Here is a 22,749-nt window from a genome sequence, read left to right on the forward strand (position 1 = left end):
CATGCACTCCGTCACCGACCTGCTCGCGGCCAACCTGCACGAGGTCTTCGGCAACCGCGACCCCGTCTCCCGGCGCGCGGCCATCGACCGCATCTACACCGAGGACGTCGTCTTCACCGATCCGGAAGGTGTCACCACCGGCCGCGACGCCATCGAGGACAAGGCGGCCGCGCTCCTCGCCAACGCCCCCGCCGACGGCGGGTTCACCGAGGACGGCCACCGGTACGCCGGCCCGCAACACGGAGCCCTGGCCTGGGCCTTCGGCCCGCCCGGAGCACCCGCCGTCCGCGGCATCGACGTCATCACCGTCCGCGACGGAAGGATCGCCACCATCCTGACCCTGTTCACGGCCTGACCCCCGTCACGGCGTGACGGGACGCGGCCACACGCGTGCGGCCGGTCCGCGGGCGGCGAGACCCTGCACGGAGGCACTGCCTTGACGGCACGGTGTCGTACCGGCGCAGTAGGGTGCGCATCGGAGACGGGGACCTCTCCCTCCGGGGAGGGGCTCGCCGCACCGGGCCCGGCTTCATCGTCAACTGGGGGATCCTCGATGGCACTCTTCGGCAACGCGCACCCGATCGACGCGGGACAGGCACAGCAGGACTACGCCCGGCTGCTGGGCCAGGGCGAGCACGTGCAGACGGCCTACCTGCTGATCCGCGACACCATACTGTTCACGGACCGCCGGCTGATCCTCGTCGACAAGCAGGGGATCACCGGCAAGAAGACCGAGTACCACTCGATTCCGTACCGCAGCATCACGCACTTCGCGGTGGAGACCGCCGGCACCTTCGACCTGGACGCCGAGCTGAAGATCTGGGTGTCCGGCTCGTCCATGCCGATCCAGAAGACGTTCACCAAGGGCGTCGACATCTACGAAGTCCAGGCGATCCTCACGCAGTTCGTGGCGAAGTAGGCGGATGCCGAGCATCAGAAGTCATGATGATGCCGGTCAGAGCTTCCCACGCGTTCCTCGACGCCCCGGGCGCGGAGTTGTTCGTCCGGGAGCTGTCCGCGGCGGTGGCGCCGGTCGGCCGACGCTCCCTTGCCGCGACACTCCCGTTGTTCATCCTGCGCGTCCCGCATGCGGACCCCTCGCAGAACGCTGCCGCCCATGACGTAGTGCAGGAGATCCTGTCCGCGTTCGAGACCGTACCGCACGCGTATCTCTCCGTCCGCAGTGACGACGACGGGCTGCTTTCCCTGCGTGCCGTGGAGATCTTGCAGGCCACCTCGCGTCCTCACGTGGCTCCAGATCGGTACCCCCGATCCACGCTGATGGCCGATGTCGTCGCCTGTGGCCGGGAGCAACCCGGCGGGCCGCCGGGCACCGGCGTCCGGCACTTGCGGGACCAGGTCTTCCACCGGCAGCAGCTGCGGCGCGGAAGTGCTTTCGGGACACTCACCCGCCTCCTGGAGACCAGTGGCAGGCTCTGGGTCATCGGGCTGAGGCTGGTCCACCTCGCACACCGGGCATGGTGGTCATGGCGGACGTCCCGCAAGGTGATGCGGTGGCTGGGCGACCTGCCGGTGGCCACGGACGGAGGCAGCTTCTTCGAGGTGATGGATCGGATCGCCGCTGCACAGGCCGACTCCCCGGCATCCCCTGCATCCCCTGCATCCCCGGCAAGCGATGCCGAAGAAGCGTTGCAGGAGCAGGAGTGCCTCGTACTCCGCGCGCTGTTCGAGGACTTGCGGATGCCCCGGCTGCGTCGACGTATCGCCCGCCCCGTGCTGCTCCTGGAGCTGCCACCTCCTGGGGCCGAGGGCGCGCGGGCAGCCGAGCGATTCCTCATCGCCGCGCACCGGGTGGCGAGCACGTTCCGCGAGCGGGCCGAACCGTCGATCATCGGGGGACCGCTCGTGGTTGCTGTGGGGCGGCCAACCGAGGGCCTCCTCCAGCGGCTGGACAACCCTCCCGAGTGTGACTTCCGCCAGGCCGGTCGCGCCCTCAGGGACAGCGGCGGGGCGCCGGTTCTGGTCGGACTCCAGGAAATGGAACTGCGCAGTCCTGCCCTCGAGGGTGCACGAGCCGCCCCCGTCCGGTTCCGGCTCAGCCGGCGCGCCAGGTCGCGCATGCAGGCGGCACTCGTAGCGAGAGGAAAGAGCGGGATGTCGATGCCATTCGGGTCGCGTGAGAGTGCTGGGCAGAGCGAGCGGTCCGGCAGGCGGCAATGGCACGCACGGGTGGCCGTCGGTCTCTGGATCCTCCTCCTCTCGGCATCCGCATGGCTCGGTCTGCGCGACGTGCTCGACAGCTTCCGGATGCACGGGCGGCTGGGTCCCTCCGATGCCCCCGCGCTGGTCACCACGATCGTTGCTCTCGGTACCGCAACCGGCACTCTGATCGGTGTCACGCTCACCGCCTATGCGAAGTATGTGCAGGCTCGTGGGCAGGCCGAGAGCGATCTGATCCGCGCGAAGGCCGAACTGATGCGCGCCGAGGCGGACATGGTCAGGGCGCGGGCTCAACTCCCTGCGGTCGAAGCGACTACGAACGGCGACGGCCCAGCGAGCCCCTCTCCTGGTGATCCGGACGCCGACTGAACTGTGGAGCCCGGCGAGGGTCCGGTCCACGCCCGCGATCCGCGCCGGTGCGCTGCGCCCCGCCCCACGCCCGCCCCTGCGGCGGGGCCGGTGTCAGGAGCCGACCGGCCCGAGCGCCCGGCCGGTGTCAACGCCCGGCCGGTGTCAGCGGCGGCCGCGCACCAGCAGGTACAGGAAGTACGGCGTACCGATCACCGCAGTCATCAGGCCCGCGCCCAGTTGGGCGGGGGCGATGACCGTGCGGCCCAGCAGATCGGCCGTGCAGACGAGCGCGGCGCCGAGCAGGACCGCCGTCGGCAGCACGCGGACGTGACGCCGGCCGACGAGGGCGCGCGCCGCGTGCGGGGCCACCAGGCCGACGAACCCGATGGTGCCCGCCGAGGCGACGGCCGTCGCGCTCAGCAGGACGCTCACCAGCAGGAACCCGAGCCTGGCCCGGGAGAGCCGCAGCCCGAGCAGACGGGGCGTGTCCGCGTCCAGCGAGACGAGGTCCAGCTCCGTGCGCCGGGCGGACGCGACGGCGAGGCCCACCGCCAGCACGAGCGCGACGGGCAGCACGTCCGGCATCGTCCGGCCGTACGTCGAACCGGAGAGCCAGGTCAGCGCCTTGGTCGCGTTGAACGGATCGGTGAGCACGATGATCAGGCTGATCAGCGCGGTGGTGGCCGCGGCCGTGCCGATGCCGACGAGCACCAGCCGGTTCTGCCGGTATCCGCCCCGGGCGGCCAGCCCGAAGACCACGACGGAGGTCACCGCCGCGCCCGCGAACGCGGCGCCCGCGATGCCCCAGGTCCCGGCGGCGGGCACGCTGGTGACGAGGAGCACGGCGCCGAGCGCGGCGCCGCCGGACACCCCGAGGACGCCCGGCTCCGCGAGCGGGTTGCGGGTCACGGCCTGCACCAGCGTGCCGGCCAGGGCGAGCGCCCCGCCCGCGCACAGCGCCGCGAGGACACGCGGCACCCGGGTGTCGAGGACGAAGGAGACCGCCCGGCCGGCCCGCCCCTGCGCCCAGTTCGCGACATCGCCGAGCAGCAGTTTGCTGTCGCCGAGCAGAACGCCCGCGACGGTGACGGCGGCCACCACGGCGACGAGTACGGCCACCGTGGCCAGGAACGCCCTCCGGCTGGGGACGCGCAGCCGCTCGGGCGCGTCGGCCCCGGCCGGGTCCGGCAGCCGCAGGGCCATCACCACCAGGAACACGGCGCCGATCAGGCTGGTGACGACACCGGTGGGCACGGCGACGGCCGTGTCGGCGGGCACGAGGGCCCGCAGCAGCACGTCCGCCCCGAGGACCAGGCCCGCGCCGGCCAGACCTGCCACGGGCAGGGACGTCCGGGCCCGGACGAAGGCCCGGTGGCGGCGGGCGAGCGGCCGCACCAGCGCGGGAGCGCACAGGCCGACGAAGCCGATGGGCCCGGCGAGGGTGACGGCCGCCGCGGACAGCAGGGTCGCCAGGACGACCACCGTCACGCGGGTGGCGCGGACCGGGACGCCCAGGCCGCGTGCCGCGTCGTCCCCGAGGGCCAGCGCGTCGACCCGACGGGCCGTCAGCAGCAGCCCCGCGAGGCCGACGAGGCAGACGGGCAGCATCTGCACGACGCCGTCGAAGCCGTTCTGGCCGATGCTGCCCTGGTTCCACTGGTAGAGGCCCTCGGTCTCCTGGGGGAACAGCAGGAGCAGGCCCTCGGTGACGGAGGTCAGCCCGAGGGCCAGGGCGGTGCCCGCGAGGACGAGCCGTACGGTGCCCGCGCCGAGGCCGGACAGGGCGAGGACGGCGGTCGCCGCGAGGAGTCCGCCGGCGAACGCGACCCCGGAGGAGGCGATCACCGGCAGTGAGACGCCGGTGACGCCGACCAGTCCGAGCGCCAGGTACGAACCGGCGTTCACCGCCAAGGTGTCGGGCGAGGCGAGCACGTTGCGGCTGACGGCCTGGAGCACGGCGCCGGCCACGCCGAGGACGACGCCGACCAGGATGCCGGCGCTCGCACGCGGCAGCCGGGAGGCGACCACGACGGAGGCGTCGGCCGGATCGGACCGCCCCGTCAGGGCCTTGAGGACCTCGGCCGGCCCGACGGCGGCGGTGCCCTGCGTGATGTCGGTGACGGCGAGGGCCACGACCAGGAGGACGAGCGCGGCCGTCACCGCGGCCGCGCCCGTCCGGGACACGGCAGCCGGCGGACGGAGCGCGGGAGGAGTCGGTGCGGTGACGGCCATGGCGGACGCTACTTCGTGAGCGCGGCGACGACGGCGTCGATGTACGCCGCCATCGAATCGGGGCCGCCGAACATCCAGATGCCGTCGGGCAGTCGGTGCACCTCACCGGCCTTCACGAACGGCAGCGACGTCCACACGGCGTTCTTGGCCAGCGCGCCGGTGAAGGGCGTGCTGCTCGCGTCGTCCTTGTTGGCTATGTAGGCGAACCGTACGTCCTTCGGCAGCGCGGTGAGGCCTTCGACATCGGTGGTCCCGAGGCCGTAGGCCGCGTCGCCCTTGACCGTCCAGGCGTTCTTCAGGCCGATCGCCTCGTTCACTGCGCCGATGAGGGAACCGCTCGTGTAGGGGCGCAGGGAGACCTGGTTGCCGGTGACGTAGCCGTCCGAGAAGGCGTACGGGGCGCCGGCGAGACCGGCGCCGGCGAGGGCCTTCTTGCCCTCGGCGACCTTGGACCCGAAGTCCTTGCGGGCCGTCGCGGCCTCGGCTGAGGTGCCGGTGGCCTTGGCGATGAGGTCGAGGTTCTCCAGCATCTGCCCGATCTGGTCGGAGCCGTCGGCCGAGGTCACCTCCAGCACCGGGGCGACCTTGCGCAGTTGCCCGACCGCGGCCGGGGTGAGGTCGGTGGTCGCCACGATGAGGTCGGGCGCGAGCGAGGCGATGGTGTCCATGCTCGGCTCACCGCGCGTGCCGATGTCCTTCGGCTCGTTCTTCAGCGGGGCGGCGGTGTCCCAGGTCTTGTAGCCCTTCACGTCGGCGACGCCCACGGGGTCCACTCCGAGCGTGACGAGGCTCTCGACGACGCTCCATTCGGTGGCGACGACCTTGGTGGCCGGGCCGTCGAGCTTGATCTTCGCGCCGGTGGCGTCGGTGAGGGTGATGGCCTCGGACGGCTTGGCGGAGCTGTCGGCGACGGGCTCGGTGGTGCCGCAGGCGGCGAGGGTGAGAACCGCGGCGGTGGTGGCGGCCGCGGTGAGCAGAAGGCGTCTCATGAGGTGGTGCCGAGCCTTTCGGTTCGCGTGTGTCGTGTGTGTCGTGCGTGGTGGCGGCCGATCGGGCGGGTGCGCAGCCGGCCGGTGAGGGGGTCTGTGTCGACGTCGATGCGGATGCCGTAGACGGCTGTCAGGCGTTCCGGTGTGAGGACGTCCTCGGGGCTGCCGTCGGCGACGATCCGGCCCGCTTCGAGGAGCGTGATCCGGTCCGCGACGGCCGCCGCCTGGTCGAGGTCGTGCAGGACGACGCCGACGGCGATGTGGTGGTCGTCCGCCAGGTCGCGGACGAGGTCGAGCAGTTCGACCTGGTAGCGCAGGTCGAGATAGGTGGTCGGTTCGTCCAGCAGGAGTACGCCGGTCTCCTGGGCGAGGCAGCCGGCGAGCCAGACCCGTTGGAGCTGCCCGCCGGAGAGGCGGTCGGCGCTGCGGTCGGCGAGCTCCGTGACGCCGGTCAGCGCGAGGGCCCGGTCGATCGCGGCCGACGCGTGCGGGTCGGGCCGGCCGAAGCGGCCCCGGTAGGGGTAGCGGCCGAACTCGACGACGTCCCGTACGGTCAGTCCGCTCGGCGTGGGGCGGCTCTGGGTCAACAGGGCCACGTGCCGCGCGAACTCACGGGTGGTCAGGGTGAGGCCGTCGGTGTCGGCGTCGATCCTGAGCGTGGCGTGCCGGGCGGGCTGGAGACGCGCGATGGTCCGCAGCAGCGTCGACTTGCCGCTGCCGTTGGGTCCGACCAGGACGGTCACCTCGCCGGGCCGGAGTGCGACCGAGGCCTCGTGCACGACGTCGACGCCGTCGTACGACACGGTCACACCGGTGGCCGTCAGTTCATGACCACGCAGTCGCCGGATGCCGGCTGCTTCTTCACCAGATCTCACCTGATGAAGGTTAGCCTAACCTAACCAAAAGTCGATCACGGGGTCCGTTCCGCGGTCGGGGCGCCGGTCCGCCAGGACTCCGGGTCCCACACGCCCGACCGGCGCAGCGACGCCGGGCAGTGCAGGTAGATCTCGTCGATCTCCAGGACGAGCGCGAGCTGCGGCCGCCGGCCGTCGAGCGCCATGGCGTCGAAGAAAGGGGCGTCGGTGAGGATGCGGGCCCGCCCGTTGACGCGCAGGACCTCCTTGCCCCCGGGGATCAGGTACAGCAGGGCGGCGTGCGGGTTGTCGAGGATGTTGTGGAAGCTGTCGCCGCGCCGGTTCCCCGGCCGTTCGGGAAGGGCGATCGTGCCGCCATCGATCACGTGCGTGAAGCCGGGAGCGTCCCCGCGCGGGGAGACGTCGCAGTCGCCGCGCGCGTCGGAGGTGGCCAGGAGGCAGAACGGCGAGCGGGCGACGATGTCCAGGTCCCGCTCGGAGAGCCGGTCGTGGACCTTCTCGATCACCACGGGCCAGGGCTCCCCGAGCAGCGCGCGCAACTCGTCCCGCGACCCGAGTTCCACCCACCCCTCCCCGACCCCGGCTCCGGCCCCGGCGGTATCGATCATGTGCGGCAAGGCCGACCCCCATGCGCGTGCGACGACAGACAGTTGCACGCTGAACATTATCTCACCTTAGGTGTGCCTACCCTTACCTGCGATTCAGGGACGCAGGACCGGAAAGTCGGCCTCGGCCCACAGAGCGCGGGGCGGACTCGACGAGCTCTGGCCGGCCAGGACTTCCCAGTGGCCCTCGCCCGACCGGCCGGGCACCGTTGGATTGGCGGCGAAGATCGTCGCCGGTGGATCGTGGAGCAGTGGATGTCCTCGTTGGACGAGTTGCGGGCCCTGCTGGGCGAGCCTGTCGGGCAGGAGGCCCACTCGCGCGACTGGGACGAAGTCGAGCAGTACGTGGGCTCCGCCCTGCCGAGCGACTTCAAGGCCTTCCTGGACGCCTACGGGAGCGGGACCGTCAGGCCCAGCTTCGAACCGTTCTGACGGGCGACCTCCGCGGGCCTGTCGGCCGCGGTCCCGGCGACGTGGGCGACCCCGCCCGCGGGAGGTGTCAGGCGCTCGCGAGGGAGAGCTTTACCGCGAAGCCGAGGAACAGGGCGCCGGCCGCCGAGGTGGCCCCCGCCGTCAGGCGCCTGCGGCGGCGGAAGGCGCCGGCCAGCCGGGTGCCGCCGAAGATCAGGACGCTGAGGTAGAGCACGCTGGCGAGCTGGGCGAACACACCCAGGACGACGAAGGAGAGCGCCGGATAGGCGTAACCCGGGTCGACGAACTGAACGAAGAAGGCGACGAAGAACAGGATCGCCTTGGGGTTGAACAGGCTGACGACCAGCGCCCGCCGGAACGGCCGCTCGACCTGGGCCCCGGCGGGGACGTCCTCGGCGGGCACCTGCTCACGCCGGGTGCGCCACATGCCCCAGGCGGCCCGCAGCATCCCGAACGCCAGCCAGGTCAGATAGCCGGCGCCCGCGTACCGCACGACGGCGTACAGCACCGCGTTGCCCTGGAGCAGAGAAGCCACCCCGGCCGCGGAAAGGGTCATCAGCACGGCGTCCCCGCACCACACGCCGGCCGCGGCCGTGTACCCCGCGCGCACCCCGCGCCGTGCGGCGACGGACAGGACGTACAGGGAGTTGGGCCCCGGAAGGAGGACGATCAGGGCGAGCCCTGCCAGATAGGTGGGAAGGTCGATGACTCCGAACATGCGCAGTAGTTTCGCACGCGCCCTCGGCGCTCAGCCGCGGTGTTCGGCAGGCGGACCGGCCTGCGGAGCCAGGACGAGGTCGAGGGCCGCGTGGGTGAACGGGACCGGCACACCGAAGCGCTCCGCCGCGCGCTCGTCGTCCGACGGCGCGAAGTCGGCGATCAGGTCTTGCTTGACGGCGAACACGGCGTCGGAGTCGAGGTAGGGGCTACCGGCGACGAAGGCGTGCGTGGTGACCGGCCGGTGCCCCCCGGCGCTCACGATGAAGTGGATGTGGGCGGGCCGGTAGGGGTGTCTTCCGGTGGCGCGCAGCAGGGCGCCGACGGGGCCGTCCGTGGGGATCGGGTAGGGCGAGGGGACGACGGTGCGGAACCAGAAACGGCCCTCGCCGTCGGCGCGGAAGAGTCCTCGTCCGTTGCCCGGCGGCTGGACGCCGGGCTGCTGGACGTCGTAGAAGCCCTGTTCGTCGCACTGCCACACGTCGAGTTCGGCGCCCGGCAGCGGGGTCCCGTCGGTGGCGAGGACCCGGCCCGAGACCACGCAGGGGCGGCCGGTGCCGAGCAGGTCGATGCTGTCGCCGAGGTCCCTGCGCGGTGACCCGCTCTGGTGGAAGGGGCCCAGCACGGTGCTCTCGGTCCCCTCCCCCACCCCGTCGAGGGTCTCGACGAGCATGGAGACGCCGAGGACGTCGGAGAGCAGGACGAACTCCTGCCGGGTGTCGTCGCACCGGTGGCCGACGGCGGTGAGGAAGTCGACGGCCGCCGCCCATTCGTCCGGGGTGGGCCGGACGTCCCGCACGAAGGCGTGGAGGTGGTGGGTCAGGCTCTCCAGCACCTCCCGCAGCCTCGGGTCCCCGGTGTCGCGGAAGCTCTCGACGACCGTGCGGGTGGCGGTGTCGACGGTGAAGTCCATGGTCGTACCTCGCGGTTCGGGGCTTCGTGGCCGGTGGCGGGTGGCCGGTGCACGGACCAGTCTCCACCGACGCGCAGGCCTCCGGCGCCCCTTCGGCAACACCGCCCCGGGAACCGCAGGACCGGCGGTCCGGCGGCCGATCACCCACCGGCCTCCTCGAAACCACGGCACGCGCACCTGACGCCCCCCACCTCGCGCACGCACGCCGCACGCCCGCACGCACACCTCGCGCACCCGGGATCGCGTCAGCAGATCCGCGGCAGCTGTTCGCCGATCGGCAGGTCCACGACGCGCGTTCCGCCCAGGCCGGTCCTGGCCACGACCATCCCGGCATGGGCCTGCACGGCCTCTCCGATGACCACGGAGTCCTTGCCCAGGGGGTGGGCCCGCATCGCTTCGAGGACGGCGTCGGCGTGCTCGCGCGGGACGAACGCCACCAGCTTGCCCTCGTTGGCGATGTACCAGGGGTCCAGCCCGAGGATCGCGCAGGCGTTGGCCACGGCCGGCGGAACGGGGACGTCGCGCTCCTGGACCACCACGCCCGTGCCGGAGGCCTGGGCGATCTCGTTGAGCGCCGCCGCCAGACCGCCCCGGGTGGGATCGCGCAGCACGTGCAGGTCCGGGGTGACGGCGAGCATGGCGTCGACCAGACCGCCGAGCGCCGCGCAGTCGCTGCGGATCTCCACCCCGAACTCCAGGCCCTCGCGCACGCTCATCACCGCGACCCCGTGGACGCCGACCTCCCCGCTGACGATCACGACGTCACCGGGGACGACCCGCTGCGGCCGCAGATCGACGCCCGCCGGGACGAGGCCGATGCCCGCGGTGTTGATGTAGACGCCGTCGCCGTGTCCGGACTCCACCACCTTGGTGTCCCCGGTGACGACCTCGACCCCGGCGGTGCGCGCCGCGGCTCCCAGCGCCTCGGACACCCGCCTGACCACGTCGAGCTCGACGCCCTCCTCGAGGATGAATCCGCAGGACAGCCAGGCCGCGCGGGCGCCGCTCATGGCGAGGTCGTTGACGGTGCCGTTGACCGCGAGGTCGCCGATGCTGCCGCCGGGGAAGAACAGCGGGCGCACCACGTAGGAGTCGGTGGAGAACGCCAGCCGGGCGCCGCCCAGGGAGACGACGGCGGCGTCGCCCAGCTGGGCCAGCACCTCGCCCCCGAAGGAGGGCGCGAAGATCTGCTGCACGAGTTCGGCCGAGAGGACTCCGCCGCCGCCGTGCCCCATGACGACACGGGGCCGGTCGCGCAGGGGCGCCGGGCACGTCCACCCTTCGACGTCCAGGGCGGGGGCGGGGAGATCGGTGATGTCAGACAACGGGGCTCGCCTCCCGGGCCGCGGCGGCGGGCACGTCCAGCCGCCGGTAGAGGTAGTAGGCGGCGCAGGCGCCCTCGCTGGAGACCATGGTGGCGCCGAGGGGCGTGCGGGGCGTGCACAGGGTGCCGAAGGCCTCGCACTCGTGCGGTTTGAGCAGTCCCTGGAGAACCTCACCGCTGCGGCACTCGGCGGGCTCCTCCGTGCGGATCCCGCCGACCGAGAAGCGGTGCTCGGCGTCGTGGTCGCGGTACTTCGGCGACAGCCGCCAGCCGCTGTCGGGGATCACGCCGATCCCGCGCCAGGGGCGGTCGGTGACCTCGAAGACGTCCTCCAGCATGGCCCGCGCGGCCGGGTTGCCCTCCGGGCGGACGGCCCGCGCGTAGGCGTTGTCGACGGTGTGCTCGCCGCGTTCCAGCTGACGCACGGCCCGGCGCACGCCTTCGAGGATGTCCAGCGGCTCGAACCCCGTCACCACGATGGGGACGCGGAACCGCTCGGCCAGCTCGGGGTACTCCTCCACCCCCATGACACTGCACACGTGCCCGGCGGCCAGGAAGCCCTGCACCCGGCAGCTCGGCGAGGACATGATCGCCTCGATGGCGGGCGGGACCCGCACATGGGACACCAGCATGCTGAAGTTCTGGATGCCGAGCTTGCGCGCCTGATGGACCGTCATGGCGTTGGGGGGCGCGGTCGTCTCGAAGCCGATGCCGAAGAACACCACCTCGCGGTCCGGGTTCTGCCGCGCGATGCGCAGGGCGTCGAGCGGCGAGTAGACGACGCGTACGTCGCCGCCCTCGCCGCGGACCTGGAAGAGGTCGCGTCCGGTGCCCGGCACGCGCAGCATGTCGCCGAAGGAACAGAAGATCACTCCCGGCCGGGAGGCGATCTCCAGGGCCTTGTCGATGACCTCCAGCGGAGTGACGCACACCGGGCAGCCCGGCCCGTGGATCAGTTCGACCTCGGGCGGCAGGAGCTGGTCGATGCCGTGGCGGATGATGCTGTGCGTCTGGCCTCCGCACACCTCCATCAGCGCCCACGGCCTGGTGACCGTGGCATGGATGTCGTCGAGGAGCCGGCGCGCCAGCTCCGGGTCCTGGAACTCGTCGATGTACTTCACCGGTTGTGCACCTCTTCCGCGGGGTCCGCGCCCGCCGCTGACGCCGCCGTCTCCCAGGGGTCGCCGAACTCCTCCTGGAGCAGGCCCAGTTCGGCGAAGAGTTCAAGCGTCTGGCGTGCCGACTCCTCGTCCAGCCGTTGCAGGGCGAAGCCGACGTGGACGATGGCGTACTCGCCGACCCGCAGGTCGGGCAGGTACTCCAGGCACACCTCCTTGACGACACCGCCGAAGTCGACGGTGGCCATCCGGGTGCCGTCCCGGTCCTCGATGTCCAGCACTCTGCCGGGTACCGCCAGGCACATGGGCCTCTCCTCGCTGTCGGTCGGGCGTTGCTCAGTCGGCGGGGGCGGCCCGGCCGGCCACCATCAGCTGGCCCAGCGCCAGACCGCCGTCGTTGGGCGGCACCAGGCGGTGCCGCAGGACCGTGAAGCCGTCCTCGCGCAGGGCCGCGGCGCAGGCGCCGGACAGCAGCGTGTTGGCGAACACACCGCCGGTCAGGGCGACCGTGTCCAGCCCGTGCCGCTCCCGGGCCCGTGCGCAGATCCGCCGCACCAGGCCGGTGACCGCCCGGTGGAAGCGGGCCGCGATCAGGGCCGGTCCGGCCCCCGCGCGCAGGTCCTCGACGATCGCCGCCAGCACGGGTGCCGGGTCGGCCCGCACGGCGCCGCCGCCGTCCGGCCCGGTGCGCAGGGCGAAGGCGTACGCCCCCGTGTCGGCGGCGGGTGCGCGCAGGGCGGCGCCCTCCAGTTCGACGGCGGCCTGGGCCTCGTAGCCCGCTCGGTGGCACACACCGGCGAGGGAGGACACCGCGTCGAAGAGCCGGCCCATGCTGGAGGTGGGCACGCAGTTCAGCCCGAGCTCCAACTGCCGCTCCAGAACACGGAGTTCGTCGGGCGGGCAGGCTGCCGTACAGGGCAGGTCCGGCGACCGGTCGATCCCGGCCGCCCCGAGGTGCGCCAGCGCCATGCGGTACGGCCGGCGCACCGCCGCGTCGCCACCGGGCAGCGGGACGTACGCGAGGTGTGCGAACCGGATGCTGCGGTCGTAGTCCGCGAGCAGGAACTCGCCGCCCCACACGGCCCCGTCGTCTCCGTGGCCCGTGCCGTCGAATGCGACACCGATCACCGCGCGGGTGCCGTCGAGCCCGTGTTCGGCCATCGCGGCTGCGACATGCGCGTGGTGGTGCTGGACGCGTACGACGGGCCGGTGCGCCGCGTTGCGGTCGGCCCAGCGGGCGGAGCGGTAGCCGGGGTGGCCGTCGGTCACCAGGACCTCGGGCCGCACCCCCGTGAGGGATGCCGCCTGCGCCACCGCGCGGGCGAAGACCCGCTGGGTGCCGACGTCGTCCATGTCCCCGATGTGCGCCGACAGCCAGGCCCGCCGGCCCGCGCCGAGGCAGAAGGCGTTCTTCAGGTCGCCGCCCACGGCGAGGGCCGGACGGACCGGCAGCGGGAGCGGGACCGGCAGCGGCGCGTAGCCCCGGGACCGGCGGATCACGAGCGGCTCCCCGTCACAGATCCTGGCCACGGAGTCGTCGCACGGGACGTGGATGGGGCGGTCGTGGGTGAGCCAGGCGTCGGCCAGGTGCGCGAGCCGTTCCAGCGCCTCGCCGTCGTCGGTGACGATCGGCTCGCCGGAGACGTTCCCGCTGGTCATCAACAGCAGCCGGGGGCCCTCGGGGTCGCCGGGCAGACCCAGCAGCAGGCGGTGCAGGGGCGTGTACGGCAGCAGGACGCCCAGGTCGGGGCTGCCGGGCGCGACGGCGTCGGCGGGGCGCGGGCGCCCGACCGGGTGCGTCGGGTCCGGGTGCCGTCTCAGCAGGACGACGGGCCTGGCGCGGTCCTCCAGCAGGGCCCGCTCCTCGGGCCCGATCCGTACGAGGTGTCCGACGTCGTCCGCGCTCGCGGCCATCACGGCGAACGGCTTGTCCCCGCGCGCCTTGCGCCGGCGCAGCAGGGCGACCGCCTCCTCGTCCGTGGCGTCGCAGGCCAGGTGGTAGCCGCCCAGTCCCTTCACGGCGAGGATCGCGCCCCGGCCCAGCAGGGCGCGGGCCCCGGCGACCGGGTCCGCTCCGCCGGCGTCCTCGGGCCCCCGCGCGCCGGCGAGGAGGAGGCGCAGCCGCGGTCCGCAGGCCGGACAGGCGACCGGCTGCGCGTGGAAGCGGCGGTCGGCGGGATCGGCGTACTCGCGGGCGCAGTCGGGGCACATCGGGAAGCCGGCCATGGTGGTCTGGGCGCGGTCGTACGGCACACCGGTGACGATCGTGAAACGGGGGCCGCAGTGCGTGCAGTTGACGAAGGGGTGGCGGTGCCGCCGGTCCGCCGGGTCGGCCAGTTCGGCGAGGCAGTCGGCGCAGGTGGCGGTGTCCGGGGAGACGAGGGTGCGGGCCGGTCCGTCGGTGCGGGAGGCGAGGATGGTGAACGCGGTGTCGCCGCGGACCGGCATCTCCCGGTGGTGGACGGACTCGACGCGGGCGAGCGGCGGCGCCTGGGCGGCGATCCGCTCGCAGAACCGGGCCACGGCCGCGGCGGCGCCCTCCACCTCGACGACCACGCCGTCCGGGGTGTTGGTCACGTGTCCGGCCAGTGCCAGTCCGGTGGCGAGACCGTACACGTGGGGCCGGAAGCCCACGCCCTGCACGACTCCCCGCACGGTGACCCGGCGGCGCAGCGGGGCGTCCTCGGCGGTGGGGGCGGACGGCGGTGCGCTCACGGGCGGGCGGGGGCCAGGTCGCCTGATCCGGGATCGCCGGCCCGGGGACGGGGCTGCTGAGGGTGGTGGCCGTGCCCATGGCCGTGGCCGTGGTCCGGGCGGCCGGCCATGACCGGGGTGTGGAGGGGGCCGCCGTCGGCGGCGGCGAGCGCCCGGTCGAGCAGCAGGCCCACGCCCTTGCCCCGGCGGGCCGAGGTCATGACCACCTCGACGCCGGGGTTGACCTGCTGGACGTTGGCGCGGAAGGCGATCTCGTCGAACTCCACGGCCTCCGCGATGTCGGTCTTGGTGACCACGACCAGGTGGGCGAGCCCGAACGCGGTGGGGTACTTGAGGGGCTTGTCCTCGCCTTCCGTGACCGAGGCGAGGACGACCCTCAGGGTCTCCCCCAGGTCGTAGGAGGCGGGGCAGACCAGGTTGCCGACGTTCTCCACGAACAGCAGCCGGGTGCCGTCCGGCAGCCATCCGTCGAGGTGCCCGGCGAGCATGCCCGCCTCCAGATGGCACAGTCCGTCGGTGAGGACCTGTTTGACGGGGGCTCCCGAGCGGGCCAGCCGGGTGGCGTCGTTCTCGGTGGCGAGATCGGCGGTCAGTGCCGCGACGCTGAGCTCGCGCTCCCGGGCCCGCAGCAGTTCGCTCTCCAGCAGGGCGGTCTTGCCGCTGCCCGGGCTGGACAGCAGGTTGACGACCGTGGTGCCGTGCGCCGCGAGGCGGGCGCGCAGCGTCCGGGCGCTCGCGTCGTTCTTCGCCAGCACGGCCTGTCGCAGGTCGACGACACGACACATGGTTCAGCACTCCTCGGAGATCGGTTCGCGGGTGGGCGCGGGGCCGCCGGTGTCCCACCGCACGGCGGCGATCCGCAGCTCGCGGCCCGCGAGCAGATCGGTGGTGGTGCCGTCGCAGACGGGACAGGTCAGCCGCGGCGGCATGCCGACCGCCCATTCGTGGGCACAGGGCGTGCAGCGGGCCCGCCCGGGCACCTCCTCGGTGACCAGTTCGGCGCCTTCCAGCAGGGTCCCGGCGCAGACCATTTCGAAGCAGAAGGCGAGCGAGTCGGGTACGACGCCGGCCAGTTCACCCACCTCCAGGCGTACCGACCGCACGGCGGTGACGTCGCCGGCCTGTTCGGCGGCCGCTGCCACCTGGTCGACGACGGCCAGCGCGACGGACATCTCGTGCACGGTTCTCCGTCCTGGGTCGGCCTGCCGGTGATCGGCCTTCATTAGAGGCGCGCCCCGCGGGTCGCACCGCCAGGCACGCCGTCTGCGGGCGGCGGGTACGCCGTTCGACGCAACCGCGGCCGCGCGTGCGGCGGCCGGGGTTCACATGCGCCGGATGCGCAGGTAGCGCCTCAGGTCGGGCAGTACCTCGACGCCCAGGGCGACCAGGGCGGCCAGGGCCGCCGCGCCGATCACGATCGTCTTCTTCATGTGTCTCTCCTCATGTCGGGATCCCCCCGGCCGCGGCCCGCGGCGCGGACCCGGCGGGCTCTGCGTCCAGCAGCAGTTCCTCGATCAGCCGGACGGCCCGCGGTACGGCGTCGGCCACCGGCGCGCTGAGTCCCATGCGCTCCTCGACCGAGGCCGGTTCGCACCCGACGACGAGCACGCGCCGGGGTGGCTCGCCGCCGGTCCCGGCGCACAGGGTGCCGAGCAGCGCCAGGACGGTGTCGGGGGTCATGCGGTGGCCGTCCAGCACGGGCGCGCCGGGGGCCGGACCGTCGCGGTCGCCGTCGCCTTCCTGGTGCTCGATCACGTACAGCGTGCCGGGGGCTTCGCCGCGGGCCGTGGCGTCCACCAGGACGAGCGTGTCGTAGCCGTCCAGGAGCTGGTAGGCGAGGTGCACGCCGCGCACCCCGATGTCCACGACCTCGACGTGTCCGGGCAGTCGGCGCCCGGCGAGGCGCCGGGCGGTCTCGACGCCGAAGCCGTCGTCCCCGAGGAAGACGTTGCCGATGCCGGCGACGAGCGTCCTCGGGCCCGTCGGCGGTGAGGGGCTCATGCGTCGTCCTCCAGCGGGGTGACCTCGTCGGGCTGGAAGTAGAGGAAGCGTCCCTGTTCCCGGCGGATGTCGGCGCCCGGGTCGCCCTCGACCGTGACCGCCAGGTGCACGCCTCCGTCGACGTCGTGCAGCACGGCCTCGACCGTGGCGGTGCGGCCGTGCAGGAAGATGTCCTGCGCGTCGGTGCGGCGCAGGCCCGGCCGCAGGGCGACGCGGCTGCCCTTGGCGACCGGCCGGCCGTCGACGAGCACCCGGTCCCGCGCCGGGTCGAAGCCCGCCTCGCTCGCGGGGTCCCACCAGGGGGTGTCCGGCCGCTGCACCCCGTACTCGTCGTAGTCGTCGGGGAGGGCCGCCTCCGCCGACGCGGGGTGCGGTGCGGCGGGGCCGGTCACCTCCCGCAGGCTGCGAACGGCTCCGTGCAGCCGCTCCAGCACCTCGGCCGGCATCGAGTCCGCCAGCTCGATCACGGCGGCCGCCCGCTCGTCGGTCCCCCGCGCCTCGCGCTTCTCCTCGTCGGTGAGGGCGGCGGTGCGCAGCGCGAGGATCTCGTCGATCTCGGTGGCGTCGTAGAGCGCGCCGGGGCTCTCGGGCGCGATGGCCGGGTGGTCCTCCAGGATGATCGGCGAGGACAGCACGAGGTCGCCGCTGCCCGCCTCGCCCGCCAGGACGGGCCAGGTGTGCAGGTTGCGGCAGGCGGCGACGGCGCCCCTGGCCCACTCGGGGGGATCGGTCATCGACAGGAACGAGCCGGCGCTGAGGGCCATGAGGGTGTGGGTGGCGACCAGGGAGTGCGGCAGTGCCGCGTCCCGGCCCGCGTCGCGGTCCTCGGAGGGTGTCCAGTCGCTGGTGTTCTCGACGACGGCGGTCAGCCGCAGCGTCCGGTAGGGGCCGTCGAGTTCGCGGGCGGAGAGCCGGATCGTGCCGCTGATCTCCTCGCACCGCCGCAGGAGCCGTCCCGCGGCGCGGCCCGCCGCGTCCAGGACCGGTGCGGTGTCCTCCCGGGCGGGGCGCCGGAAGGGGTGCGTCACGCCGTCGCCGAGAAGCTCGTCCATGGTGGCGACCACCTCGACGCGCTCCTCGTTCCCCTCGTCCCAGGGCACCAGTACGCGGTCGTCGAGGCGCAGTTCGGGCACGGTCTCGAAGCCGCCGTCGGGGCGGACCCGCTGCACCGTGCGCCGCCGGGCGCGCAGGAAGCGCACCTCGACCGACAGCGTGGCGCCCGCCCTCGGCTCCATGAGGCACTCGGTGTGCTGGAAGTCGTGCTCCTCGCAGTCGGCGCCCCAGCCGGGCGGGACCAGCACGCCGAACTGCCAGCGCAGCTTGTTCTTGGCCGCCGAGGCGCGGTAGGGGTAGAGCACGTAGCCCTCGAAGAGGACGGCGTCGGCCACCTGCCGGGCGAGGGCGAACCGCTGCTCCGTCCCGGGGGCGAAGGCGGTCACGGTCACGGCTGTGTCCTTCCGGTGGTGCCGGTGAGCGCGCGCAGCGGGTCGCCCCGGGGCGGGTCCGCGGCGCGGCCTGCCTCCAGCAGGTCCTGGAGCGTCGCCTCCCAGGAGGGCAGGGCGCGCCGGGAGCGGTGGGCGAGGAGGGCGTCCATCGTCTCGCGCGGCAGCCGGATCCAGCCGCACCCGGGGAAGTGCTGCTCGATCATCTCCCGCCAGGTCGCGACCGGCATCCGGTGGACGGCCTCGCGGTCCCACGGCACCGGCTCGACCCGGAATCCGCCGTCCCCGGTGAACGCCGTGCCGGAGAACAGCATCAGCAGGGGGACCTCGCCGTCGGTGAGGGCGTCGAGGTAGCGGGGCGCCGCGATGTCCATGTCGTAGGTGCAGGGCACGACGAGGTCGGTCTCGGTCTCGCCGGTGAATCCGGGGACCATGAGGGAGACCTGGGCGAACTGCACCGGCTGGAGCGTGCTGCCCCACCGGGACCGCTCGCCGAAGAGGTCCGTGAGCCCGTCGGCCTCCTCCGGGGCGTAGCCGCGGCGGGCGGGTTCGATGCGGATCTGGCAGCGCAGCGCGAGGGCGTGCACCCGGGCGCCGTCGGCCGCGGTGACGCGCAGCCGGAAGACGAGCGTCGGTCCGGCGGCGTAGCGGTCGGCGCGCACCCCGGTGCAGGCGAAGGAGAACTCGGTCATGGGCGCGCCGCCTCTTCCACGGGCCTGGCGCGCCGGGAGACGTCCGTGAAGAAGGCGTCCAGGGATGCGCGCGCCTCGGCGCCTCCGTCGAAGCCCTGCCACAACAGCCGCATCCGGCCGACGAGTTCGTAGCAGATGTCGATCGGCACGAGGTGGCACGTGAAGCGGCCGCCGGTGCGGCGCAGCAGGAGCGCCTCCACGTCGGGTTCGAGCAGCGCGGCGAGCCGGCTGCCGTCGAGGACGGCCGCCCACGCGGCGGGTTCGAGTTCGCTCTCGGTGGCTCCGGCCGGGCTGGGGTAGAGGGCGACCAGCCGGTCGAGGGCGGCGTTGCGGAAGAGGAAGGCGACGCCGACCGGGATCTGCAAGGCGTCCCAGGCGCTCTCGTCGAGGTGGTGTGCGGGGTCGGTGAGGTAGCGCGCCGGCACGGTGCGGAAGCGGCCGGCGGCGGCGCCGGGCTGTTCCATGAGCAGGGCGCAGGGGCCGCACGCGCAGACCAGGGCGCGTGCCTCGGTGTCGACGAGGTGGCGGTGTCCCGCCGCCACCGTGACCGCGCACAGTTCGCAGCGCTCGGGCCGCGCGGGGCGCTCGGTGAGGAACCTGCGCAGACCCGGTGGGCGGGTCTCGGGGGACGTTGTCATCGGGGCCCCGTCGGCGCCGTGCCGATCTGGAGGAGTGTGGGGCCGGCGGGCGCCGTCTCCACCTCGACATTCCTGACCTCGGGTGCGAAGCAGGCGAGGGCCGCCCGCGCGGCCGCCTTCGCGCTGTCGGCCGAGCCGCAGCCGGCGGACTCCCGGGCGCGCAGGGTCAGGGTGCCGCTCTCCTCGTCGAAGTCGACGATGTCCAGGGCGGGTTCGCGTACCCGGTCGACGGCACGCGCGACCCGGGTGTCGCGGTCCTCGGGGTGCAGGTCGTGCAGGACGAGGAGGCTCGCGACGAGTTCGTCGCCGAGCAGGCCCGCCACCGGGTCGCCCTTGGCCGCGGAGAGCAGGTGCAGGGCGCGGGCCAGTCCGGCGCCGTAGAAGTCCATGAGGGAGCGGACGAGTTCCTCGGCCGCGGCGGCGACGGCCGGGTCGCCGCTCGTGGCCAGCCGGTCGAGCACCTCCTCGATGCGCCGTCCGGTGCGCTCCGCGTCGACGGGCGGTGCCGTCGTGGGGGCGCTCATCCGCCCAGTCCGCTCAGGCCGGTGGGCACGTGCATCGACTTCACCGTCTTGCCACCGCCGACGTACATGTGGACGCCGCAGGGCAGACAGGGGTCGAAGCTGCGCACGGCGCGCATGATGTCGATGCCCTTGAAGTTCTCCGGGGTGTTCTCCTCGAAGATCGGGGTGTTCTGCACGGCGTCCTCGTAGGGGCCCGGTGTGCCGAAGGTGTCCCTGGTGCTGGCGTTCCACGGAGTGGGCGGGTACGGGTGGTAGTTGGCGATCTTCCCGTCGCGGATCACCATGTGGTGGGAGAGGACACCGCGGACGGCCTCGGTGAAGCCGACGCCGAGACCCTCGTCGGGGACCTCGAACTTCTCCCAGGTCTGGGTGCGTCCGGCGCGGACCTCCGCCAGGCCCTTCTCCGCGAAGTGCAGGGCGACGGCGGCGGCGTAGGCCTGGAAGTAGGTGCGTGCGCGGTTGCGCTCCAGCGCGTTGGACCACTTCGGGATCTTCCACTCGAAGCTGGTCTCCGGCTTGGTCATGGTCCGGGGCAGGTTGATGACCACGCTGTGGCCGGTGGCCTTGACGTATCCGATGTCGACCAGCCCGGACAGCGCGGTCGACCACAGGCGGGCGATGGGGCCGCCGCCGGTGTCCAGGGCGAGGTGGTCCTTGCCGTCGAACCAGCGCGGGGACATGACCCAGCTGTACTTGTCGTCGAAGTCCCGCTTCTGCGGGGCCGGGATGGTGTGCTGGTTCCACGGGTGGCGCGGGTCGACCGGGTTGCCGAGCGGGTCTCGCGTGACGAACTGCTCCTGGCCCTGCCAGTCCTCGTAGTAGGAGCTGCCCAGCAGGATGCGGATGCCGAGGTTGATCTCGGTGAGGTCGTTGGTGACGAGTTTGCCGTCGACGACGACCCCGGGCGTGACGAACATCCGCCGGCCCCAGTCGGTCATGTTGGCGTAGGTGAAGTCGCAGTGCTCCGGGTCGTTGAGCGCGCCCCAGCAGCCGAGCAGGACCCGTCGGCGGCCGACCTCCTCGTAGCCGGGCATCGCCTCGTAGAAGAAGTCGAACAGGTCGTCGTGCAGGGGCACGACACGCTTCATGAACTCGACGTAGCGCATCAGGCGGCTGAGGTAGTCCGTGAAGAGCTGGACGGAGGCGATCGTGCCGACGCCGCCCGGGTAGAGCGTGGAGGGGTGCACATGGCGGCCCTCCATCAGGCAGAACATCTCCCGGGTGTAGCGGCTGACCTGGAGGGCCTCGCGGTAGAACTCGCCCTCCAGCGGGTTGAGCGAGCGCATGATGTCGGCGATGGTGCGGTAGCCGTGCTCGGCCGCGTGCGGGGACTCGGTGCGCTCGGCGAGTTCGAGGACGCCGGGGTTGGTCTCGCGGACCATCTTCTCGCAGTAGTCGACCCCGACCAGGTTCTCCTGGAAGATGTTGTGGTCGAACATGTACTCCGCGGACTCGCCGAGGTTGATGATCCACTCACCGAGGTGCGGGGGCTTCACGCCGTACGCCATGTTCTGCGCGTACACCGAGCAAGTGGCGTGGTTGTCGCCGCAGATGCCGCAGATGCGGCTGGTGATGAAGTGCGCGTCGCGGGGGTCCTTGCCGCGCATGAAGACGCTGTAGCCGCGGAAGACCGACGAGGTGCTGTAGCACTCCGCGACCCGCTTCTGCTTGAAGTCGATCTTCGTGTGGATGCCCAGGCTGCCCACGATCCGGGTGATCGGGTCCCAGGCCATCTCCACCAGGCCGCTGCCGTCGCCGGCCGCCTTCGTCCTTGCCATCGTCTTTGCCGAGCCCTTCGTCGCGCGGGGGTTGGGGGGTGCGGGGGTGCACGCTGCACAAGCGGGTCACTCGCGGCGGGGGGTCACCAGGGGGGCCGGTAGCCGGTGGTGATCTTCTCGCCGGTACGGCGCCACCTCGGCTCCTTGTCCACCGTCCGTGCCGTGATGGAGCGCAGTCTGCGGACCACGGCGCCGTAGGCTCCGCTGGCGTTGCTCGACACCTTGGCGCCGGGGGGCTCGTCCATGAACGGCATGAACTTGTCGGGGAAGCCGGGCATCGTGCAGGCGATGCAGATGCCGCCCACGTTGGGGCAGCCGCCGATCCCGTTCATCCAGCCGCGCTTGGGCACGTTGCACTTGACGACCGGCCCCCAGCAGCCGAGCTTGACCAGGCAGGTGGGCGAGTCGTACGACAGGGCGAACTGGCCCTGCTCGTAGTAGCCCGCGCGGTCGCAGCCCTCGTGGACGGTCGCCCCGAACAGCCAGGTGGGGCGCAGCTTGTCGTCCAGCGGGATCATCGGGGCGGCGCCGGACGCCTGGTAGAGCAGGTAGGTGAGCGTCTCGGAGAAGTTGTCGGGCTGGATGGGACAGCCGGGGACGCACACGATGGGGATGCCGGCGTGGGACTTCCAGTCCCAGCCGAGGTAGTCGGGCAGGCCCATCGCTCCGGTCGGGTTGCCCGCCATGGCGTGGATGCCGCCGTAGGTGGCGCAGGTGCCGATGGCGACGACGGCCAGGGCCTTGGGGGCCAGCCGGTCGATCCACTCGCTGGTCGTGATCGGCTGACCGGTCCGCGGGTCGTCGCCGAAGCCGCACCAGTAGCCCTCGGGCTTGATCGCCTCGTTGGGGATGGAGCCCTCGACGACCAGCACGAAGGGGTCGATCTCGCCCCGCTCCCCCTTGAAGAACCACTCGATGAACGTGTCCGAGCCGCCGATCGGCCCGCACTCGAAGTCGATGAGCGGCCAGTGGACGGCGATCTTCGGAAGTCCCGGCAGCGCGCCGAGCACGATCTCCTCGATGCTGGGCTGCATGGCCGCCGTCAACGAGACCGAGTCGCCGTCGCAGCTCAGCCCCGCGTTGATCCAGAGGATGTGGATCGTGGGTGTCTCTTCGGCGGGCGCAGCGCCGACCGTGTTCGCCGTCGCCTCAGTCATGGGACCGCCTCCTGGGGAGGTGAGGGAGGAAAGCCGTATTACGTGACTTTCCACATTCACGGTTC

General features: G+C 72.7%; 24 protein-coding genes. 4 read left to right on the forward strand and 20 right to left on the reverse strand.

The window, feature by feature from the left end; all coding sequences use genetic code 11:
* The first annotated feature begins 1 nt into the window (after position 1).
* The 3 genes from Saso_RS25990 (at position 2) to Saso_RS26000 (ending at position 2,550) form a co-directional block, all read left to right on the forward strand.
* A complete protein-coding gene (locus tag Saso_RS25990) occupies positions 2-355 on the forward strand; it encodes a nuclear transport factor 2 family protein (RefSeq protein ID WP_189924871.1) in 354 nt (117 codons plus the stop codon).
* Between the two features lie 198 nt (positions 356-553).
* The gene (locus Saso_RS25995; RefSeq protein WP_189924870.1) at positions 554-919 is read left to right on the forward strand and encodes a PH domain-containing protein; all 366 of its coding nucleotides are present in this window, start codon (positions 554-556) and stop codon (positions 917-919) included.
* 23 nt (positions 920-942) lie between these two features.
* Positions 943-2,550 (forward strand): hypothetical protein, encoded by a 1,608-nt coding sequence (locus Saso_RS26000; RefSeq protein WP_189924869.1) that lies wholly within the window; start codon positions 943-945, stop codon positions 2,548-2,550.
* A 144-nt stretch (positions 2,551-2,694) separates the two neighbouring features.
* Here Saso_RS26000 and Saso_RS26005 read toward each other — a convergent pair whose 3' ends face one another.
* The 4 genes from Saso_RS26005 to Saso_RS26020 are packed head-to-tail and all read right to left on the reverse strand — an operon-like array spanning position 2,695 to position 7,236.
* A complete protein-coding gene (locus Saso_RS26005) occupies positions 2,695-4,764 on the reverse strand; it encodes an iron ABC transporter permease (protein WP_189924867.1) in 2,070 nt (689 codons plus the stop codon).
* A gap of 8 nt (positions 4,765-4,772) precedes the next feature.
* The gene (locus Saso_RS26010; RefSeq protein WP_189924865.1) at positions 4,773-5,753 is read right to left on the reverse strand and encodes an iron-siderophore ABC transporter substrate-binding protein; all 981 of its coding nucleotides are present in this window, start codon (positions 5,751-5,753) and stop codon (positions 4,773-4,775) included.
* Positions 5,750-6,628 (reverse strand): ABC transporter ATP-binding protein, encoded by an 879-nt coding sequence (locus Saso_RS26015; RefSeq protein ID WP_189924863.1) that lies wholly within the window; start codon positions 6,626-6,628, stop codon positions 5,750-5,752. The genes Saso_RS26010 and Saso_RS26015 overlap by 4 nt, the downstream gene beginning before the upstream one ends.
* Before the next feature lie 35 nt (positions 6,629-6,663).
* Entirely contained in the window at positions 6,664-7,236 is a 573-nt protein-coding gene (locus Saso_RS26020) for an MSMEG_1061 family FMN-dependent PPOX-type flavoprotein (RefSeq protein WP_189924861.1), read from the reverse strand.
* 252 nt (positions 7,237-7,488) lie between these two features.
* On the opposite strand from Saso_RS26020, the gene Saso_RS26025 reads away from it, so the two are divergent.
* Entirely contained in the window at positions 7,489-7,665 is a 177-nt protein-coding gene (locus Saso_RS26025) for a hypothetical protein (protein ID WP_189924859.1), read from the forward strand.
* Between the two features lie 67 nt (positions 7,666-7,732).
* Here the strand turns inward: Saso_RS26025 and leuE are convergent, their stop codons facing one another.
* The 16 genes from leuE to Saso_RS26100 all read right to left on the reverse strand — a co-directional run bounded on the left by leuE (position 7,733) and on the right by Saso_RS26100 (position 22,684).
* On the reverse strand, positions 7,733-8,383 hold the full coding sequence (gene leuE / locus Saso_RS26030; RefSeq protein ID WP_189924858.1) for a leucine efflux protein LeuE: 651 nt from the start codon (positions 8,381-8,383) through the stop codon (positions 7,733-7,735).
* Positions 8,384-8,413: 30 nt separating this feature from the next.
* Positions 8,414-9,295, reverse strand: coding sequence for a dioxygenase family protein (locus tag Saso_RS26035; protein WP_189924856.1), 882 nt, complete (start codon positions 9,293-9,295; stop codon positions 8,414-8,416).
* 245 nt (positions 9,296-9,540) lie between these two features.
* Entirely contained in the window at positions 9,541-10,620 is a 1,080-nt protein-coding gene (hypE, locus tag Saso_RS26040) for a hydrogenase expression/formation protein HypE (RefSeq protein WP_307822253.1), read from the reverse strand.
* Positions 10,613-11,740, reverse strand: a complete 1,128-nt coding sequence (gene hypD, locus Saso_RS26045; RefSeq protein WP_189924854.1) for a hydrogenase formation protein HypD — start codon at positions 11,738-11,740, stop codon at positions 10,613-10,615. Before hypD ends, hypE begins: the two co-directional genes overlap by 8 nt.
* On the reverse strand, positions 11,737-12,042 hold the full coding sequence (locus Saso_RS26050) for a HypC/HybG/HupF family hydrogenase formation chaperone (RefSeq protein ID WP_189924852.1): 306 nt from the start codon (positions 12,040-12,042) through the stop codon (positions 11,737-11,739). The genes hypD and Saso_RS26050 overlap by 4 nt, the downstream gene beginning before the upstream one ends.
* Positions 12,043-12,073: 31 nt before the next feature.
* Complete coding sequence (hypF, locus tag Saso_RS26055) at positions 12,074-14,452, reverse strand: carbamoyltransferase HypF (protein WP_229901397.1); 2,379 nt, start codon at positions 14,450-14,452, stop codon at positions 12,074-12,076.
* Entirely contained in the window at positions 14,449-15,237 is a 789-nt protein-coding gene (hypB, locus tag Saso_RS26060; protein ID WP_189924850.1) for a hydrogenase nickel incorporation protein HypB, read from the reverse strand. The genes hypF and hypB overlap by 4 nt, the downstream gene beginning before the upstream one ends.
* A 3-nt stretch (positions 15,238-15,240) precedes the next feature.
* Positions 15,241-15,633: a hydrogenase maturation nickel metallochaperone HypA gene (gene hypA / locus Saso_RS26065; RefSeq protein WP_189924848.1), complete on the reverse strand. Its 393-nt coding sequence runs from the start codon at positions 15,631-15,633 to the stop codon at positions 15,241-15,243.
* A gap of 141 nt (positions 15,634-15,774) precedes the next feature.
* Positions 15,775-15,882, reverse strand: a complete 108-nt coding sequence (locus tag Saso_RS39110) for a DUF6893 family small protein (RefSeq protein ID WP_372442493.1) — start codon at positions 15,880-15,882, stop codon at positions 15,775-15,777.
* 10 nt (positions 15,883-15,892) lie between these two features.
* Positions 15,893-16,453, reverse strand: coding sequence for a hydrogenase maturation protease (locus Saso_RS26070; protein WP_189924846.1), 561 nt, complete (start codon positions 16,451-16,453; stop codon positions 15,893-15,895).
* A complete protein-coding gene (locus tag Saso_RS26075; protein WP_189924844.1) occupies positions 16,450-17,898 on the reverse strand; it encodes a hypothetical protein in 1,449 nt (482 codons plus the stop codon). The genes Saso_RS26070 and Saso_RS26075 overlap by 4 nt, the downstream gene beginning before the upstream one ends.
* The gene (locus Saso_RS26080; RefSeq protein ID WP_189924842.1) at positions 17,895-18,587 is read right to left on the reverse strand and encodes a DUF6084 family protein; all 693 of its coding nucleotides are present in this window, start codon (positions 18,585-18,587) and stop codon (positions 17,895-17,897) included. Before Saso_RS26080 ends, Saso_RS26075 begins: the two co-directional genes overlap by 4 nt.
* Positions 18,584-19,225, reverse strand: a complete 642-nt coding sequence (locus tag Saso_RS26085; protein WP_189924840.1) for a DUF5947 family protein — start codon at positions 19,223-19,225, stop codon at positions 18,584-18,586. Before Saso_RS26085 ends, Saso_RS26080 begins: the two co-directional genes overlap by 4 nt.
* Entirely contained in the window at positions 19,222-19,749 is a 528-nt protein-coding gene (locus tag Saso_RS26090) for a protein kinase family protein (RefSeq protein ID WP_189924838.1), read from the reverse strand. The genes Saso_RS26085 and Saso_RS26090 overlap by 4 nt, the downstream gene beginning before the upstream one ends.
* Entirely contained in the window at positions 19,746-21,527 is a 1,782-nt protein-coding gene (locus Saso_RS26095; RefSeq protein WP_189924837.1) for a nickel-dependent hydrogenase large subunit, read from the reverse strand. The genes Saso_RS26090 and Saso_RS26095 overlap by 4 nt, the downstream gene beginning before the upstream one ends.
* 83 nt (positions 21,528-21,610) lie before the next feature.
* Positions 21,611-22,684: an NADH-quinone oxidoreductase subunit B family protein gene (locus tag Saso_RS26100; RefSeq protein ID WP_189924836.1), complete on the reverse strand. Its 1,074-nt coding sequence runs from the start codon at positions 22,682-22,684 to the stop codon at positions 21,611-21,613.
* Positions 22,685-22,749 lie beyond the last annotated feature (65 nt).

It is taken from the genome of Streptomyces asoensis, from assembly GCF_016860545.1.
Lineage (GTDB): Bacteria > Actinomycetota > Actinomycetes > Streptomycetales > Streptomycetaceae > Streptomyces > Streptomyces asoensis.

Coding starts and splice junctions, on each gene's coding strand:
- Saso_RS26100 (WP_189924836.1), bottom strand. CDS start 22,684: ATGACTGAGGCGACGGCGAACACGGTCGGCGCTGCGCCCGCCGAAGAG.
- Saso_RS39110 (WP_372442493.1), bottom strand. CDS start 15,882: ATGAAGAAGACGATCGTGATCGGCGCGGCGGCCCTGGCCGCCCTGGTC.
- Saso_RS26090 (WP_189924838.1), bottom strand. CDS start 19,749: ATGAGCGCCCCCACGACGGCACCGCCCGTCGACGCGGAGCGCACCGGA.
- Saso_RS26010 (WP_189924865.1), bottom strand. CDS start 5,753: ATGAGACGCCTTCTGCTCACCGCGGCCGCCACCACCGCCGCGGTTCTC.
- Saso_RS26050 (WP_189924852.1), bottom strand. CDS start 12,042: ATGTGCCTGGCGGTACCCGGCAGAGTGCTGGACATCGAGGACCGGGAC.
- Saso_RS25990 (WP_189924871.1), top strand. CDS start 2: ATGCACTCCGTCACCGACCTGCTCGCGGCCAACCTGCACGAGGTCTTC.
- Saso_RS26095 (WP_189924837.1), bottom strand. CDS start 21,527: ATGGCAAGGACGAAGGCGGCCGGCGACGGCAGCGGCCTGGTGGAGATG.
- Saso_RS26085 (WP_189924840.1), bottom strand. CDS start 19,225: ATGACAACGTCCCCCGAGACCCGCCCACCGGGTCTGCGCAGGTTCCTC.
- Saso_RS26005 (WP_189924867.1), bottom strand. CDS start 4,764: ATGGCCGTCACCGCACCGACTCCTCCCGCGCTCCGTCCGCCGGCTGCC.
- Saso_RS26020 (WP_189924861.1), bottom strand. CDS start 7,236: ATGATCGATACCGCCGGGGCCGGAGCCGGGGTCGGGGAGGGGTGGGTG.
- Saso_RS26000 (WP_189924869.1), top strand. CDS start 943: ATGATGATGCCGGTCAGAGCTTCCCACGCGTTCCTCGACGCCCCGGGC.
- Saso_RS26080 (WP_189924842.1), bottom strand. CDS start 18,587: ATGACCGAGTTCTCCTTCGCCTGCACCGGGGTGCGCGCCGACCGCTAC.
- Saso_RS26070 (WP_189924846.1), bottom strand. CDS start 16,453: ATGAGCCCCTCACCGCCGACGGGCCCGAGGACGCTCGTCGCCGGCATC.
- Saso_RS26035 (WP_189924856.1), bottom strand. CDS start 9,295: ATGGACTTCACCGTCGACACCGCCACCCGCACGGTCGTCGAGAGCTTC.
- leuE (WP_189924858.1), bottom strand. CDS start 8,383: ATGTTCGGAGTCATCGACCTTCCCACCTATCTGGCAGGGCTCGCCCTG.
- Saso_RS26025 (WP_189924859.1), top strand. CDS start 7,489: ATGTCCTCGTTGGACGAGTTGCGGGCCCTGCTGGGCGAGCCTGTCGGG.
- hypB (WP_189924850.1), bottom strand. CDS start 15,237: ATGTGTCGTGTCGTCGACCTGCGACAGGCCGTGCTGGCGAAGAACGAC.
- Saso_RS25995 (WP_189924870.1), top strand. CDS start 554: ATGGCACTCTTCGGCAACGCGCACCCGATCGACGCGGGACAGGCACAG.